A 15,285-nucleotide genomic window follows, 5' to 3' on the forward strand; every position below is an offset into this window, starting at 1 on the left:
CGGCCTTCGTTTCCGGCTTCCGCTTTCCAGGGTCGCTCAACCATGTCCGCTCCCCGCCTGACCGTCCGCCGCGAGAGCTTTCCGATTCGCGGCTCCTTCCGCATCTCGCGCGGCGCCAAGACCGAGGCGGCCGTCGTCGTCGCCGAGGTCGGCGACGGCAACCACCGCGGCTGGGGAGAGTGCGTGCCGTATGCCCGTTACGGCGAGAGCGTCGAGGGCGTCGTCGCCGCGCTGGAGACGATGGCCGATGCGGTCGCCGGCGGGCTCGACCGGGCCGGGCTGGCGGCGGCGATGCCCGCCGGCGCGGCGCGCAACGCGCTCGATTGCGCCCTGTGGGACCTGGAGGCCAAGCGGTCCGGCATTCCAGTCTGGCGCGCGGCTGGTCTGGCGGCGCCTCCCGGTCCGCTGACCACCTGCTACACGCTGAGCGTCGACGAGCCGGCGGCGATGGGCGACGCCGCGCGCGAGCGGGCGGCGCGCCACCCGCTGCTGAAGATGAAGCTGACCGGGGAGGGCGACCTCGACCGTGCGCGCGCGGTGCGGGCGGCGGCTCCGGCGGCGCGGCTGGTGGTGGACGCCAACGAGGGCTGGACGCTGGAGCAGCTCGACCGCTTCGCTCCGGTTCTTGCCGGGCTCGGCGTCGAGATGATCGAGCAGCCGCTTCCCGCCGGGCAGGACGAGGCGCTGCGCGGCGTGCGCAGCCCGGTGCCGCTCGGCGCCGACGAATCCTGCCATGGGCCCGAGTCGCTGGAGCGGCTGCGCGGCCTCTACGCGGTGGTGAACGTCAAGCTGGACAAGACCGGCGGCCTGACCGGCGCGCTGGCGATGAAGCGCGCCGCCGAGGCGATGGGCTTCGAAGTGATGGTCGGCTGCATGGTCGCCACGTCGCTCGCCATGGCGCCGGCGATGCTGGTGGGGCAGGGGGCGCGCTACGTCGATCTCGACGGGCCGCTGCTGCTGGCGCGCGACCGTGAGCCGGGGCTGGTCTATGACGGGGCGACCATCCAGCCGCCCCGGCCGGAGCTGTGGGGCTGAGGGGAGCGGTCAAGCCTTGGCCGGATGGCCGTCGCCATGCACGTAGGGCGGCGGTTCCGTCCCGACCTCGGGATCGACGTAGGGCGCGTCGGCGACGCCGTCGACCTTGGCGGCCATGATGAAGTCGTTCTCGTGCAGCCCCCGGATCTTGTGGGTCCAGAAGGTCACGGAGCAATGGCCCCATCCGTAATGGATCTCGGCGTGGTGGCCTTCGGCCTCGCACAGATCGCCGACCCGCACCGCGAAGGCCTGGGCCTGGGCGAAATCCGGGAAGCGGAAATCGCGCTCGATCCGCTCCGGATCCTCCTTCAGCGACCAGCCGGGGACCTGCACCAGATGCTCCTCGGCCATCGCCCGGTCCATCGGCGGGACGCCGCCCCGGCAGGGCACGCAATGCCGGCCGGCGAGATCCTGTGCTGCCATCCCTGTTCTCCCATGTTGGTCGACTCGATCGGACTGCGCTAGAACGTCCGGAGCAGAACTCTGGGGTTGCGGCGCCGGTTCGGCAAGCCCGCCACCCGCTTTCCCGTTTCACCAGCACCGGACGTTCCGATGACCGACACCCCGCCCATCCCCTCGCCCGACGCTCTGCCCTTCGCCGATTACACCTTCCCGGCCAAGCCGGTGGACGGCCCCCGCATGGCGATCGTCGGCGAGGCCCCCGGTGCGGAGGAGGCGCGTCTCGGCCGGCCCTTCGTCGGGCGCAGCGGCAAGCTGCTCGACGAATCGCTGGCGGCGGTCGGGATCGAGCGGGCGGAATGCCTGGTCGCCAACGTCTTCCGCTACCAGCCGCCGGGCAACAAGGTCGGGCATTTCTTCGCTTCGCGCGCCCGCGCCAAGAAGGAGGGTCGGGCGATCGATGAACGCTGGGGCGCCTTCGGCACGTCGGACCGGCTGCTGGCCGATTACACCGGCGAGATCGAGCATCTGCGCGCGACGCTCGCCGCCTATGCGCCGACCGTCATCGTCGCGCTCGGCCGCACGCCGACCTGGGCGCTGACCGGCGAGAACGGCATCCTCTCCCTGCGCGGCAAGCTGCTGCCCTGCCGGCTGGTCGAGGGGGTGGAGGTGGTGCCGACCTTCCACCCCAGCTATCTGTTGCGCGGCCAGTTGGTGGACCTGCCGACCTTCCAGGCCGATCTGCGGCTGGCGGCGTCGCGCCTGGGCGCCCGATGAGCGGAGCCGGTCCGGCAATGGCGCGGCTGGCGCCGCTCGACGCGCTGCGCGGGCTGGCGATCGCCATGGTCGTCCTGTCGCACGTCGCCGGGCCGCATCTGGTGTCGATCGGGATCGACCTCGGCAACAACGGGCTGGGAACGGCGGGGGTGCTGCTGTTCTTCCTGCTCAGCGGCTATCTGATCCAGGGCAACCTGGAGCGCCAGCCGCTGCCGGTCTTCCTGTCGCGCCGGCTGTTCAAGATTTTGCCGGCCTATTGGCTGAACATCGCGGCGATCCTGGCGCTCGACACGCTGGGTGTCGGGCCGGAGACGGGGGAGGGCGGCTTTCCCGCAATCTCCTACGTCGCCAGCGCCTTCATGGTCACCGACCTGCTGGGGGTGGAGGCGGTCAGCGGGGTGTTCTGGACCCTGCTGATCGAGGTGCGATTCTACGTGTTCATCGCGCTCTACCACCGGCTGCTCGGCGGGCGTGGGCTGCCGCTGGTGGTGCTTGGGCTGATCGCCCTGAACGGGCTGTCCTGGGGGCTGCGCGGTCATGGCAGCGCGCTGATCGTCTTCTTTCCCGCCTTCTACGTCGGCGTCGCCATCCACCGCGCCGAGCGGGCCGGCTGGACCGGGCGGTCGATGGCGCTGGTGGCGGGTGTGATCGCCGCCCTGACCGCCAGCCTGACGCTGTTCGCCGACCCGCATTTCGCCGGGTCCGGCCTGCTGCTGATCCTCGATACCGCGCTGTTCATCGGCGCTCTGCGGTTGGGGCTGCGGGGGCGGTTCCTGGAGTTCCTCGGGCGGACCTCCTACAGCACTTACCTGTTCCATCCGGTGGTGGGGATGGTGCTGCATCACCTGTTCGGGCGCAGCGAGGATGTCGTGGCCGACCTGCCCTGGATGGCGGTGGCGTTGGTGCTGTCGGTGGCGTTGGGAGCGCTGCTGCACCGGCTCGTGGAGGAGCCGATGGTGCGTCTGGGGAAGGGTTTGGAAGGATGGGGACGCCGGTCCCCTGTTGCCGTCGCCCCCCAGGAGGGGGCAGGCTGAGAGCCGTGCCCATCCCCGGCCGCCCCGCGCGTGCGGAGAGCCGGGGATGGGCAGCCTCTTACCCCTCGATCTTCGAGAAGTCGGCGACCGCGTTCAGCGTCGTGCGGATCTGCGTCAGCAGGCGCAGGCGGTTGGCGCGCAGGTCCTTGTCCTCGGCGTTCACCGTCACCTTGTCGAAGAAGGCGTCCACCGGGCCGCGCAGGCGGGCGAGTGCCGCCATGGTGCCGGTGAAGTCCTCGGCGTCGAGCAGCGGCTTGGCGGTCGCCGACGCCTCGTTGAGCGCGGCGGAGAGCGCCTGCTCCTCGGGCTGGGCGAGGCGGGCGGCGTCGACCGGTTGGTCGAAGCTGGCGCCGTCCTTCTTCTCCTCGATGCGGACGATGTTGGAGGCGCGCTTGTAGGCGGCCAGCAGGTTCGCCCCCTCCTCGGAACCGACGAAGGTCTGCAACGCCTTGACCCGCGCCAGCAGCCGGACGAGGTCGTCGCCGCCGCCGAGCGCGAACACCGAATCGACCAGATCGTGCCGCACGCCCTGCTCGCGCAGCACCACCTTCAGGCGGTCGGCGATGAAGGCGGTGAGGTCAGCCGACACCGTGTCGGCCGGGGCGAAGCCGCCGACCGTGTAGGCGCCGTGCGCGGCGGCGAAGACCGCCGACAGCGGCAGCCGCAAGCCATTCTCCAGCACCAGACGGATCACGCCCAGCGCGGCGCGGCGCAGCGCGTAGGGATCCTTGGAGCCCGTCGGCTTCTCGTCGATGGCGAAGAAGCCGACCAGCGTGTCGATCTTGTCGGCCAGCGCCACCGCGACCGAGACCGGCGCGTTCGGGCAGGAATCCGACGGCCCCAGCGGCTTGTAATGCGCGGCGATGGCGTCGGCCACCTCGGCGCTCTCGCCCTGGCCCAGCGCGTAGTAGCGGCCCATGATCCCCTGGACCTCGGGGAATTCGCCGACCACCTCCGACACCAGATCGGCCTTGGACAGCAGAGCCGCGCGGCCGGCGGCGCCGGCATCGGCACCGATGCGCCGCGCGATCTCGGCGGACAGCGCCTGCACGCGCGCCACCTTCTCGGCGACGGTGCCGAGCTTGGCGTGGAAGGTGATCTTCTCCAGTGCCGGGAGGCGGGCCTCCAGCTTGGTCTTGCGGTCCTGGTCCCAGAAGAACTTGGCGTCGGACAGGCGGGCGCGCAGCACGCGCTCGTTGCCGGCGACCACCGCCTTGCCGCCGTCCACCGTCTCGGTGTTGGCGACGACGATGAAGCGCGGGGCCATCCGGCCTGCCGAATCCAGCGCCGCGAAGTATTTCTGGTGGGTGCGCATCGAGGTGATCAGCACCTCCGACGGCACGTCCATGAAGCTTTCGTCGATCGAGCCCATCAGCACGACCGGCCATTCGACCAGCCCGGCGACCTCCTCCAGCAGCGCGTCGTCGGGGGAGAGCGTCAGCCCCTGCCCACCGGCGACGGCCTCGGCGTCAGCCTTGATCTTGGCCTTGCGCTCCTCGCGGTCGAGCACGACCTTGGCGGCGCGCAGCTTCTCCCGGTAGTCGGCGAAGCTCTCGACCGTGAAGGAGTCGGGCGCCAGGAAGCGGTGGCCGCGCGTGCTGTTGCCGAAGTCGACGCGGCCCAGCGTGCCGCCCAGATCGAAGCCGCCGTCGAGCACTCGGCCGCCGAACAGCGCGATGATCGAATGCAGCGGGCGCACCCAGCGCACCGTTCCGGTGCCCCAGCGCATCGATTTCGGCCAGGGCAACTCGGCCATCACGGCCGGGATGATCTCGGCCAGCACCTCGGCGGTGGCGCGGCCCTTCTTCTCGGCGACGGCGAAGTAGAAGACGCCCTTGCCGGTGTCGCGCTGCTCGCACTGGTCGAGGCTGGTCAGGCCGGCGGACTTCAGGAAGCCGGCGACCGCCTGCTCCGGCGAACCGACGCGCGGGCCCTTCTTTTCCTCGCGCACGTCGGCGGTGCGCTCCGGCAGCCCGTCGACCACCAGCGCCAGCCGGCGCGGGGTGGAATGGGCGGCGGCGGTCGTGAAGCTCAGGCCGTTGGTGGCGAGCTTCTCGGTGACGAGGCGCTTCAGGTCGTCGGCGGCCCGCGCCTGCATGCGGGCGGGAATTTCTTCGGAAAAGAACTCAACGAGGAATTCGGTCATGGTCTTACTTGGCCCCCGTCCAGGCTTCGCAGCAGGCCTTGGCCAGCGCGCGGACGCGGCCGATGTAGGCGGCGCGCTCGACGACGCTGATCACGCCGCGCGCGTCCAGCAGGTTGAACAGATGGGACGCCTTGATGCACTGGTCGTAGGCGGGCAGGGCGAGTCCCTGGCCGACCAGCGCCTGGCACTCGCCCTCGGCGTCCTTGAAATGCTGGAGCAGCATGTCGGTGTTGGCGAACTCGAAATTGTGCTTCGAGTATTCGACCTCGGCGCGCTTGAAGACGTCGCCGTACTTCACGCCCTGGCCGTTGAAGTCGAGGTCGTAGACGTTCTCGACCCCCTGGACATACATGGCCAGACGCTCCAGCCCGTAGGTCAGCTCGACCGCGACCGGATCGCACTCGATGCCGCCGACCTGCTGGAAATAGGTGTATTGCGTGACCTCCATGCCGTCGCACCACACCTCCCAGCCGAGGCCCCAGGCGCCCAGCGTCGGGCTTTCCCAGTCGTCCTCGACGAAGCGGATGTCGTGCAGCGACGGGTCGATGCCGATGGCCCGCAGGCTGTCCAGGTAAAGCTCCTGCGGGTTGGCCGGCGAGGGCTTCATGATGACCTGGTACTGGTAATAATGCTGGAGCCGGTTCGGGTTCTCACCGTAACGGCCGTCCTTGGGGCGTCGCGAGGGCTGGACGTAGGCCGCCTTCCAGGGATCGGGGCCGAGCGCGCGCAGCGTCGTCGCCGGGTGGAAGGTGCCGGCCCCCACCTCCATGTCGTAGGGCTGGAGAATGACGCAGCCCCGCTCCGACCAGAACTGGTGGAGCTTGAGGATCAGGGCCTGGAACGACAGGCCGCGGCTGTCGGCGGAGTTCCCGCTCTGGGAGGCCATGGACGGTCCACAATGAAAAGTGTTGAAACGCGCCGCACGATAGGCGGGCGTGCCTGCGGAATCAAGCCGTCAGCGTCCGTAGGGGCAGGCCGGACGGCCGCAGGACACGGCCGAGCGCGGGGCGACGTAGGCACCGCATTCCGGACATTTCTCCATGTCCTCGGCCTCGGCGCCTTGCGGGTCGGCCCGCGGCGCGGCGCGGGAGGCCGAGGCGCGCCGTGTTGCCGCGTCCGAATCGCGGCGTTTGGCGGCGACGCGGTCTCGGCCGATGGCGTTGACGCGGCTTACCCAGCGCCAGCCGAACCAGACGGCGCCGACGATCAGTGCCAGAAGGAGAAGCTTGGAAAAGGAGAGCATCGTGCCGGCCGCTGGTGGAAACCGGCGCCGTGCTCCCGCCGAGGCCCCTTGTCGGGAAGCCGCCGGGGAACGGCGCCGGTGTTCAGGCATTCAGCCCGCGCCCGGCCCGATGTCAAGGCCGGAGTGCCGGCCGGGCGGCTTACTTCGCCGCGACGGCGGGCTGCCAGCTGTAGGTCGGCGTCGCGCCGAAGCTGCGGGCGGGGTCGGCCTGGTGCAGCGTGCGCACGAGGGTTTCGGCCCCTGTGGCGACCCGGATGTTCTGGCCGATCGGGCCGCAGTCGGTCGGCACGATGTTGACGCATTCGGTCGCGTCGACCCGAGTCAGCACCACGTCGAAGGGGAAGCCGTTGCGGACATAGACACCCAGCGCGCCGGGCGCGGTGGCGGCGGTGCGGACGGTCAGCGTCCCGGCCGGCAGGGCTTCGTCGCCGCGCTTGGTCGGGCGTTGGTTGTGGCCTTCGGACCATTCCGGCTGCTGGCCCTGGGGCTTCGTGCTCTGCGCCGCCGCCGGTGCGGCCTGCGTCAGCCAGCCGCCGGCCAGGGCGGCGGCGAGGGCCAGCGATGCGATCCCAAAACGAGCCATCATGTTTCCTCAATCCTGCTGTCGTCGATGCCGGGGATGGCCAAGACACGAAGGTCCCGCTCTGCCCCGAACCCGGGCAATCTAGCAGCGCCGGCGAAGCCCGACAAAAGAGAATATTGGACGATGAAGGGTGGCTCGATTGGCATCGGGTGGATGTCGATTTGCCGATGCCGTGCCCAACGGGCTGGAGTTGTTCGTAGGACGGTCATAGACGATCGGCGCATGGCGTGTCACGGGATGTGTGCTTTTCAACGGCATGCGGTGCCGTGTCGGCGGCGTCGGCACGGCGTCGATCGCGAAATTAGAGAAATACTGCGAAGAAAAATATCTTTTTTGGATGATTGAGGGAATTGATGGCGAAAAATCTGCGTAATAATATCCACGGCGATCCCGTTGCGTGGGATTTTTCGAACACGAACAGACAGGGGCCGGTCATGAGCAAGGAGCGTGCGTTCGATCTCATCAGGCGTCTCGCCACCGATGGTGAGTTCCGCAGCCGTTTGAAGCAGACGGAAGCCGCCGGGAAGCGCGAGCTTCTCGACCGCAGCGGTTTCGGTGAGGTTGGAGTCGACGACCTGCGGGCTGCCGGTGCCGCCCTGCGCAATGTCCCGAGGAGCGCCGGAGCGGCCAAGGGCAACAAGGCGTGGGCGACCGGTGAGGCGGTGTGCGGCACCGCCGCGTTCGGGTCCGTCACCTCCGCCGCCGCCTTCGGCGCATCGGCTTTTGGCGCGTCGGCTTTTGGCGCGTCGGCCTTCGGGGCCTCCGCTTTCGCCGGTTCGGCGTTCGCTTCCTCGGCCTTTGGCTCGTCGGCTTTCGGTGCCAGCGCGGCCGGTGGCACGGCGGTCGCCTGATCGCCCACGCCGCCACGCTGGCACAAGGGGCATCATGTCTCGAGTCGCGGCCTCTTTCCGGTCGGTCAGCCGGTTGGAGGCCGCGCCCTGGTCGAACCTTCCGGCGGGAGTGCGTCATCGGTCGGCCGGTGCGCGGGCGGGAATCGGATTTCGATCAGCCGGGGCGGGTACTACGTTTTTTGAGTGGTATTTTTCAAAAGTGCCTATGCTATTGGTTTAGGCGTCACGTCCGATTGCGGCAATCCATCCGGCGAAGCCTGACCTAGGGGGGCACCATGGCCAACGAACGCGCACTCGATCTCATCAAGCGTCTCGCCACCGACGGCGAGTTCCGGGACCAGCTCAACGCGCTGGATGCCGCCGGAAAGCAGGCGCTGCTTGAGCAGAATGGATTTGGCGGGGTGTCCGCCGACGATGTGCGTGGGGCCGCCGCCGAGGCGTTCGGAAGCCTGTCCGGCAAGAAGGACGGCATCGATGCCGGCGTGACCGTCGAATCCATCGCGACCGCCGCCTCGGTTGCCGCCGTCGCGACGCCCGCCGCCGCGATGCCCGCGACGGCGAACCCGGCGGCGGCGCTGCCCGCTGCCGCGATGCCCGCGACGGCGAACCCGGCGGCGGCGCTGCCCGCCGCCGCGATGCCCGCGACGGCGAACCCGGCGGCGGCGCTGCCCGCTGCCGCGATGCCTGCGACGGCGAACCCGGCGGCGGCGCTGCCCGCCGCCGCGATGCCTGCGACGGCGAATCCGGCGGCGGCCACTCCGGCAACGGGCAACACCACGACCGGCCCCTCGCAGTCCTGAACGGGCGGAACGCGGATGGCCTGATCCTGTCCATGACCGACAGCGCATCCTCGCGGCATGCCGAGCCGGGAATCCGGCTCGGCGATGCCGTCCACCGCGCCGCCAAGCGCTTCTTCATCGGCACGCACCGCACCGCGACGCCCGAGGAGACGCTGGCGCGCATCACTCCGCATCTCGGCCGCTGCGGCATCACGCGGCTGGCCGACGTGACCGGCCTCGACCGGCTCGGCATCCACACGGTGCTCGGCCACCGGCCGAACAGCCCGACCCTGTCGGGGAGCGCCGGCAAGGGCTTCAGCCTCGCCGCCGCCACCGTCTCGGCAGCGATGGAGGCGATCGAGTTCCATCACGCCGAGACGCTCCGGCTGCCCTACATCGAGGCGAGCTGGAACGAGCTTCCCGCCGCCGCTCGCATCCCGGTGGACCGGCTGCCCGGCACCAAGAACGGCTCCTTCCGCCCGGACCGGCCGGAGTTCTGGGCCTGGGGCTGGGATCTGATGGGCGGGCGCAGCATCGCCGCCCCCTGGACCTCGGTGGCCCTGCTGGGCAACCCGGTGGCGCGGCCGGGGCTGCGCAGCTTCTACGCGATGGGCACCAACGGGCTGGCCAGCGGCAACCATATACTGGAGGCGGTCGCCGCCGGCCTCTACGAGGTGATCGAGCGCGATTCGGTCGCCTGCTGGCGCTACGCCGCCGAGGCGCTGCGCTGGCCCACCCCGCGCGTCGCGCTGGAGACCATCGACAGTCCGGTGATCCGGGATCTGCTGGGCCGTTTCGACGAGGCGGGCATCCGGCCGCTGCTGTTCGACGTGACCTCCGACATGGGGGTGCCGACTTACATGGCGATGGTCTACGACCGCGACCTGCGCAAGACCGGCATGCACCGCGGCTACGGCACCCATCTGGAGCCGGCGGTCGCCATGGCGCGCGCCCTGACCGAGGCGGTGCAGTCACGTCTGGTGCTGATCGCCGGGTCGCGCGACGACTTCTTCCGCCGCGACCTGATCCGCAACCAGAACGCCGACGGCGCCGCGGAGGTCGCCGCGCTGGAGAGCCAGCCGGCGACGGTGGACGGGCGGCGCTTCGTCAACCGCGCGACGCCGACCTTCGAGGGCGACATTGCCCTGCTGCTCGGCATTCTGCGCCAGACCGGCGTCGAGCAGGCGCTGGTCTTCGACCTGACCCAACCGGAGATGGACATCCCGGTGGTGCGGGTGGTGGTGCCCGGCCTGGAGGGCTACAACTTCGACTTCTACGCGCCGGGCGCCCGGCCGGTGGCCTTCGCCAACGCGCTGCGGAGCCAGATGGCGGGAGCGGCGTCATGAGAATCTGCGTCTTTCTCGGGCCGACCATGCCGGTGGCCGACGCCCGCGCCCTGCTGCCCGGCGCGGTCTATCTGCCGCCCGCCGCCCAGGCCGACATCCTCAGCGCCATGACCATCCACCGGCCGGATGTGATCGCCCTGATCGACGGGGTGTTCGGCCAGTCGCTGTCGGTCTGGCACAAGGAGATCCTGTTCGCCCTCCACAGCGGCGTCGCCGTCTACGGCGCCTCCAGCATGGGGGCGTTGCGCGCCGCCGAATGCCACCCCTTCGGCATGGTGCCGGTCGGCGAGGTGGCGCGGCAGTACATCGACGGCCGCCTGAGCGGCGACGACGAGGTGGCGCTGGCCCATGCCGGGCCGGAGGACGGCTATTTCCCCCTGTCGGAGCCGCTGGTCAACCTGCGCGCCAGCCTTGCCGCCGCAGTGGCCGCCGGGGCGATCGACAGGGAGCGCCACGACCGGCTGATCGCCGCCGCCAAGGCGCTCTACTTCACCGAGCGCACCCGCGACCGCGTGTGGGCCGGGGCCGGGCTGGGCGAATCGGAGGCGGCCGGGCTCGACGCCTTCCTGGCGACCGGAGCGGTCGATCAGAAGCGGCTCGACGCCGAGGCGCTGCTGGTCCATCTGCGCAGCCTGATCACTCCGCCGCGACCGGCGCCCTTCACCTTCAACGCCTCGCACTATTTCGAGGCGCTGTACGAGCGCGACCGCCGCGTCGCCCATGGCGGGCACAGCGTCCCGCTGTCGGAGATCGCCAGCCACGCGGCGCTGCACCGTCGCGACTTCGCCGAGATCAACGCGGCGGCGCTCGGCCGGCTGCTGGTGGTGCAGCTTGCCGACACGCTCGGAGTCACGGTGGACCAGGAGGCGGTCGCCGCCGAGATCCGCCGCTTCTGCGCGGCGCGCGGCATTCCCGACGCTGCCGGACTGGCCGACTGGTGCCGGCGCAACGACCTGACCGACGCCGAGTTCACCGCGCTGGCGACCGAACTGGCGATCGAGCGGGCGATGCGGCAGTGGCTGATCCCGCGTCGTTTCCTGACCCGCACCACCAAGCCGGTGCTGAACGAACTGCGCCTGCGCGGCCTCTACGAGAAGACCGCCGAGGAGGCGGCGCTGATCGAGCGGGTGATGGAGCTGCATTTCGGCGACGCCGGCCAGCAGCCCAAGGACACGCTGGAAGAGCTGATCGCCGACCACCTCGCCAACAGCGAGGCGCTGATGGACGCGCCGGCCGATGTCTGGTCGTTTGAAGCCGGCTTCAAGGACGTGCATGATCTGCGCATCGACCTGATGCGCGCCAAGCAGGTGCGCGACCTGTTCCGCCAGCTGGCCGGGGAGGCCGAGGCGGCGCTTGGCCCCGCGGAGCAGGCCGAGGAGGAGACGATTTGAGCGAGACGACGATCCGCATCCCCACGCCGCTGCGCGGCTTCGTCGGCGGGCGCGATCAGGTGGCGGTGCCCGGCGCCACGGTGCGGGAGGCGCTGGCCGCGCTGACCGCCGGGCAGGAGAGCTTCCATGACCGGCTGTTCACCGCCGAGGGCGAACTGCGTCGTTTCGTGAACGTCTATCTCGGCCGCGACGACGTGCGCCGGCTGGGCGGTCTGGACGCGACGCTGCCGGCCGGCGCCACCCTGACCCTGATGGTCGCCCTGGCGGGCGGTTGAGGCCCTGCGGTTGAGGAGAGCGTCATGAGCCTGAAGGACCGCCGTCTGGCCGAGCTGCGCGCCCGCATTCCGGAGGTCGGCCCCGCCGATGCCCTGGCCTTGCAGAGCGGCGGAGCCCTGCTGGTCGATGTCCGCGAGGACGAGGAGACCGCTTCCGGCAGCCCGGCCGGGGCGCTGCGCCTGCCGCGCGGCTTCCTGGAGCTGCGAATCGAGGACAAGGCGCCGGATGCGGCGCGGACCGTGCTGCTGCTGTGCGCCGGCGGCACCCGCTCGCTGTTCGCGGCGGAGGATCTGGCCCGGCTCGGCTACGCCGACGTCCGGTCGGTCGCCGGCGGCTTCTCGGCCTGGAAGGCGGCGGGCCTGCCGGTGGAGGTGCCGCCGCAGCTCGACGCCGCCCAGCGCGAGCGCTACCGACGCCATCTGACCATGCCGGAGGTGGGGGAGGCCGGTCAGCACCGTCTGCTGCGCAGCCGCGTCGCCCTGATCGGGGCGGGCGGGCTCGGCTCGCCGATCGCGCTCTATCTCGCCGCCGCCGGGGTGGGGCGGCTGACCCTGATCGACGACGACCGGGTCGAGCGCAGCAATTTGCAGCGCCAGATCCTGCACGCCGAGAGCCGGCTCGGCCAGCGCAAGGTCGAGAGCGGGCGGACGGCTCTGCTCGATCTCAACCCGACCATCGAAGTGGTGGCCCATGACACCCGGCTGGAAGCCGGCAACGTTCTGGAACTGCTCGGCGGCCACGACGTGGTGGTCGACGGCTCGGACAATCTGCCGACGCGCTATCTGGTGAACGACGCCTGCCTGCGGCTCGGCGTGCCGAACGTCTACGGCGCGATCTTCCGCTTCGAGGGGCAGGTCGCGGTGTTCGGTGGGGCGGCACCCGGCCTGCGGCCTTGCTACCGTTGCCTGTTTCCGGAGCCGCCGCCGGCGGAATACGCGCCTTCCTGCGCCGAGGCCGGCGTGCTGGGCGTGCTGCCCGGCGTGATCGGCACGATCATGGCGGCGGAAACCATCAAGCTGCTGCTTGGGCTGGGCGAGCCGTTGGCCGGCCGGCTGATGCTCTATGACGGCCTGCGCGGGGAGTTCAACGAGATCGCGGTGCCCGCCGACCCGGACTGCCCGTCCTGCTCGAACGGGGTCACGGCGGTGCTGTCCGACATCGCGGCGGTGTGCGGCGGATGAGCGTGTGGCGGGTGGCCGGTGACGGAGCGCTACGCCGCCGTTTTCTCGGCGAGGACCGAGTTGACCAGCTTCTTCAGCGCGGCGAAATCCACCGGCTTGGTCACCAGATCGGTGGCGCCGCTGTCGAGCGCGCGCTGCCGGTTCTCGTCATCGCCGTAGGCCGTCACCATCACCACCGGCACGGTGGGCAATTCCGCCCGCAGGCGCTCCAGCAGGGCCAGACCGCTCATGCCCGGCATGTTGATGTCGCTGAGCACAAGCACCGCTTCCGGTTGAAGGCCGGCGGCCAGAGACGCCAGGGCCTGCTCCGCCGAGGCGGCGAAATGCAGCGCCAACTGCCCGGTGCGCAGTTCGGCGCGGAAGCGCTGCCGGAACAGATCCGCGACGTCCGGCTCGTCATCAACGACAAGGATACCCAGGGTCATGGTTTGCGGCGCTCCCCTAGCGACACCGCCGGTACGGCGCGTGGCAGCGTGATCGTGAATTCGGTGTGGTCGTTTTCGGCGCTGGTCACGTCGAATCGCCCTCTGTGCTGATGTACCACGATGTCGTAGCTAAGCGAAAGCCCCAAGCCGGTGCCTTCGCCCGTCGGCTTGGTTGTAAAGAAGGGCGTGAAGAGTTTTGCAATCACCGCTTGGGGCATGCCGGTGCCATTGTCCCGGATCTTGACCTCGACTTTCCATCCGCAATCGACGGTCGAAACGATCAGCCTTGGATGGTAGTCGGGTCTGGTTTCCGCCTGCTGCCGTTTGCGCAGCGCGTAGAAGGCGTTGGTGAACAGATTCACCAGGACGCGCGAGATGTCCTGGGGCACGAGGTTCAGCGACGCCACGGCCGGATCGAACCGGCGCTCCAGCTCGGTGTTGAAGTCGCGGTCCTGGGCGCGGACGGCGTGGTAGGAGAGTGACAGCGCCTCGTCCACCAGCGCGTTCAGGTCGGTGGATTGCCATTCCCCGCCGCCGCCCCGCGAATGGGCCAGCATGCTCTTGACGATGTTGTCAGCCCGCCGGCCATGGTCGGCGATCTTGTGCAGGTTGCTGGTCAGGCTGGCAACGAGGTCGTCGGCGTCGGTGCGCGCGTCGGCATCCAGATGGCCGTTCAGGGGGGCGAGCAGCGCCAGCAGCTCGGTCAGCAGCTCGCTGGACAGCTCGGCGAAGTTGTTGACGAAGTTCAGGGGATTCTTCAGCTCGTGGGCGATGCCGGCGGTGAGCTGGCCGAGCGACGCCATCTTCTCCTGCACGATGAGCTGCTGCTGGGTGTCGCGCAGCTCCTTCAGGATGGCTTCGGCGCGCTCCTTGGCCTCGCGCAGTTCGCTTTCGATCCGCTTGCGGTCGGTGATGTCGACGTGGGTGACGACATAGCCGCCATCGGCGCGCGGTGCCGTCCGGATGTCAAGGATTCGTCCGCTCGGTACCTGACGCTCGGCGTTGATGACGCAGCGGACCAGGAAGCGGCTGGCCAGCTCGGCGATGACCGGTTCGGCGGGGACATCGCCGTAATCGCCGCGCTCGTGGTTGTAGCGCAGCATCACGTCCATCGGCGTGCCGGGCGGGAACAGGCCGGGCGGATAGTCCCACAGCCGCAGGAACTCGCTGTTTGCCCCCTCCATCCGACGGTCGCGGTCGAGCATCAGCACGCCGTTCGGCATCGCGTCGATGGCGGCCTGGAGCAGTTGCCACTGATGCGGCATCTGGGCGTAGCTGGTGTGCGGCCGGACTTGGGCCAGCGTTTCCAGCACCGCCGGTGCGCCGCCCCAGTCCACCGGCTCCAGAAGCTGGTCGAACCATTGCACGCTGCCGTCGGCGTGTCGGCGCTTGATGCGGCGGACATCGGCGCGCACGACGCCGGCCAGGCACTGCTCGTAGGCGTGGCGGTCGGCGAAGGCGGTGTCCTCGGGGATCAGCGCCAGGATGCCGGGCAGGGCCAGCACGTCGCCGGCCGACCCGTAGCCGAGAAGGAGCGCCGCCGGTTCGGTGCAATGCAGGATCTTTCCGCCCTGCTGCCCGCCCTGGTGGATGATCACCCCGGGCATGACCGACAGCACCTGCTCGCGGTAGCGGCGGGCCCGGTCGATGGTGCCCTGCACCGACGCCGGGGCCGCCAGCTCGTCGACGGCCACGCCGTCGCCGCTGTGGGTGCCGCTGTTGATGCCGGTGTCGTCCGGGCCGCTCATGACCGTTGCGCATCCACCTGTCGTTGGCGTCGCGGCATTGTCGTGCAGGGAAACCGCCGATGCAATCGATA

At 70.1% G+C, this 15,285-nt stretch carries 16 protein-coding genes; 9 read left to right on the top strand and 7 right to left on the bottom strand.

Annotated elements, in window-relative coordinates; genetic code table 11:
- Positions 1-42: 42 nt before the first annotated feature.
- Positions 43-1,035: an N-acetyl-D-Glu racemase DgcA gene (gene dgcA, locus J2847_RS01975; protein WP_209776589.1), complete on the top strand. Its 993-nt coding sequence runs from the start codon at positions 43-45 to the stop codon at positions 1,033-1,035.
- Positions 1,036-1,044: 9 nt separating this feature from the next.
- Here dgcA and J2847_RS01980 read toward each other — a convergent pair whose 3' ends face one another.
- Entirely contained in the window at positions 1,045-1,458 is a 414-nt protein-coding gene (locus tag J2847_RS01980; protein ID WP_209776590.1) for a 4a-hydroxytetrahydrobiopterin dehydratase, read from the bottom strand.
- 129 nt (positions 1,459-1,587) lie between these two features.
- Here J2847_RS01980 and J2847_RS01985 point away from each other — a divergent pair, with 129 nt between their 5' ends.
- Both J2847_RS01985 and J2847_RS01990 read left to right on the top strand, forming a co-directional pair.
- Positions 1,588-2,211 (top strand): uracil-DNA glycosylase, encoded by a 624-nt coding sequence (locus J2847_RS01985; RefSeq protein ID WP_209776592.1) that lies wholly within the window; start codon positions 1,588-1,590, stop codon positions 2,209-2,211.
- Positions 2,208-3,245 carry an acyltransferase family protein gene (locus J2847_RS01990; RefSeq protein WP_209776593.1) on the top strand — a complete coding sequence of 346 codons (1,038 nt, stop codon included), beginning with the start codon at positions 2,208-2,210 and terminating at the stop codon, positions 3,243-3,245. Before J2847_RS01985 ends, J2847_RS01990 begins: the two co-directional genes overlap by 4 nt.
- Positions 3,246-3,303: 58 nt before the next feature.
- Here J2847_RS01990 and glyS read toward each other — a convergent pair whose 3' ends face one another.
- From glyS to J2847_RS02010, 4 genes are all read right to left on the bottom strand, one after another.
- Positions 3,304-5,391 carry a glycine--tRNA ligase subunit beta gene (glyS, locus tag J2847_RS01995; protein ID WP_209776595.1) on the bottom strand — a complete coding sequence of 696 codons (2,088 nt, stop codon included), beginning with the start codon at positions 5,389-5,391 and terminating at the stop codon, positions 3,304-3,306.
- Positions 5,392-5,395: 4 nt separating this feature from the next.
- On the bottom strand, positions 5,396-6,277 hold the full coding sequence (locus J2847_RS02000; protein WP_209776596.1) for a glycine--tRNA ligase subunit alpha: 882 nt from the start codon (positions 6,275-6,277) through the stop codon (positions 5,396-5,398).
- A gap of 69 nt (positions 6,278-6,346) precedes the next feature.
- The gene (locus J2847_RS02005; RefSeq protein WP_209776598.1) at positions 6,347-6,634 is read right to left on the bottom strand and encodes a hypothetical protein; all 288 of its coding nucleotides are present in this window, start codon (positions 6,632-6,634) and stop codon (positions 6,347-6,349) included.
- 139 nt (positions 6,635-6,773) lie between these two features.
- Complete coding sequence (locus tag J2847_RS02010) at positions 6,774-7,220, bottom strand: hypothetical protein (protein WP_223677874.1); 447 nt, start codon at positions 7,218-7,220, stop codon at positions 6,774-6,776.
- 350 nt (positions 7,221-7,570) lie between these two features.
- Here J2847_RS02010 and J2847_RS02015 point away from each other — a divergent pair, with 350 nt between their 5' ends.
- The 6 genes from J2847_RS02015 (at position 7,571) to moeB (ending at position 13,041) form a co-directional block, all read left to right on the top strand.
- A complete protein-coding gene (locus J2847_RS02015) occupies positions 7,571-8,068 on the top strand; it encodes a hypothetical protein (RefSeq protein WP_209776599.1) in 498 nt (165 codons plus the stop codon).
- Between the two features lie 275 nt (positions 8,069-8,343).
- Positions 8,344-8,868, top strand: coding sequence for a hypothetical protein (locus tag J2847_RS02020; protein ID WP_209776601.1), 525 nt, complete (start codon positions 8,344-8,346; stop codon positions 8,866-8,868).
- Between the two features lie 32 nt (positions 8,869-8,900).
- A complete protein-coding gene (locus J2847_RS02025; protein ID WP_209776602.1) occupies positions 8,901-10,193 on the top strand; it encodes a YcaO-like family protein in 1,293 nt (430 codons plus the stop codon).
- Positions 10,190-11,584: a TfuA-like protein gene (locus tag J2847_RS02030; RefSeq protein ID WP_209776604.1), complete on the top strand. Its 1,395-nt coding sequence runs from the start codon at positions 10,190-10,192 to the stop codon at positions 11,582-11,584. Before J2847_RS02025 ends, J2847_RS02030 begins: the two co-directional genes overlap by 4 nt.
- The gene (locus tag J2847_RS02035) at positions 11,581-11,859 is read left to right on the top strand and encodes a MoaD/ThiS family protein (protein WP_209776606.1); all 279 of its coding nucleotides are present in this window, start codon (positions 11,581-11,583) and stop codon (positions 11,857-11,859) included. Before J2847_RS02030 ends, J2847_RS02035 begins: the two co-directional genes overlap by 4 nt.
- A 24-nt stretch (positions 11,860-11,883) precedes the next feature.
- A complete protein-coding gene (gene moeB, locus J2847_RS02040) occupies positions 11,884-13,041 on the top strand; it encodes a molybdopterin-synthase adenylyltransferase MoeB (protein ID WP_209776607.1) in 1,158 nt (385 codons plus the stop codon).
- A 29-nt stretch (positions 13,042-13,070) separates the two neighbouring features.
- Here the strand turns inward: moeB and J2847_RS02045 are convergent, their stop codons facing one another.
- Positions 13,071-13,466 (bottom strand): response regulator, encoded by a 396-nt coding sequence (locus tag J2847_RS02045; protein WP_085556436.1) that lies wholly within the window; start codon positions 13,464-13,466, stop codon positions 13,071-13,073.
- A complete protein-coding gene (locus tag J2847_RS02050) occupies positions 13,463-15,214 on the bottom strand; it encodes a PAS domain-containing sensor histidine kinase (protein WP_209776609.1) in 1,752 nt (583 codons plus the stop codon). Before J2847_RS02050 ends, J2847_RS02045 begins: the two co-directional genes overlap by 4 nt.
- Between the last annotated feature and the right edge of the window lie 71 nt (positions 15,215-15,285).

It is taken from the genome of Azospirillum agricola, assembly GCF_017876095.1.
In the GTDB taxonomy this organism is placed as follows: domain Bacteria; phylum Pseudomonadota; class Alphaproteobacteria; order Azospirillales; family Azospirillaceae; genus Azospirillum; species Azospirillum agricola.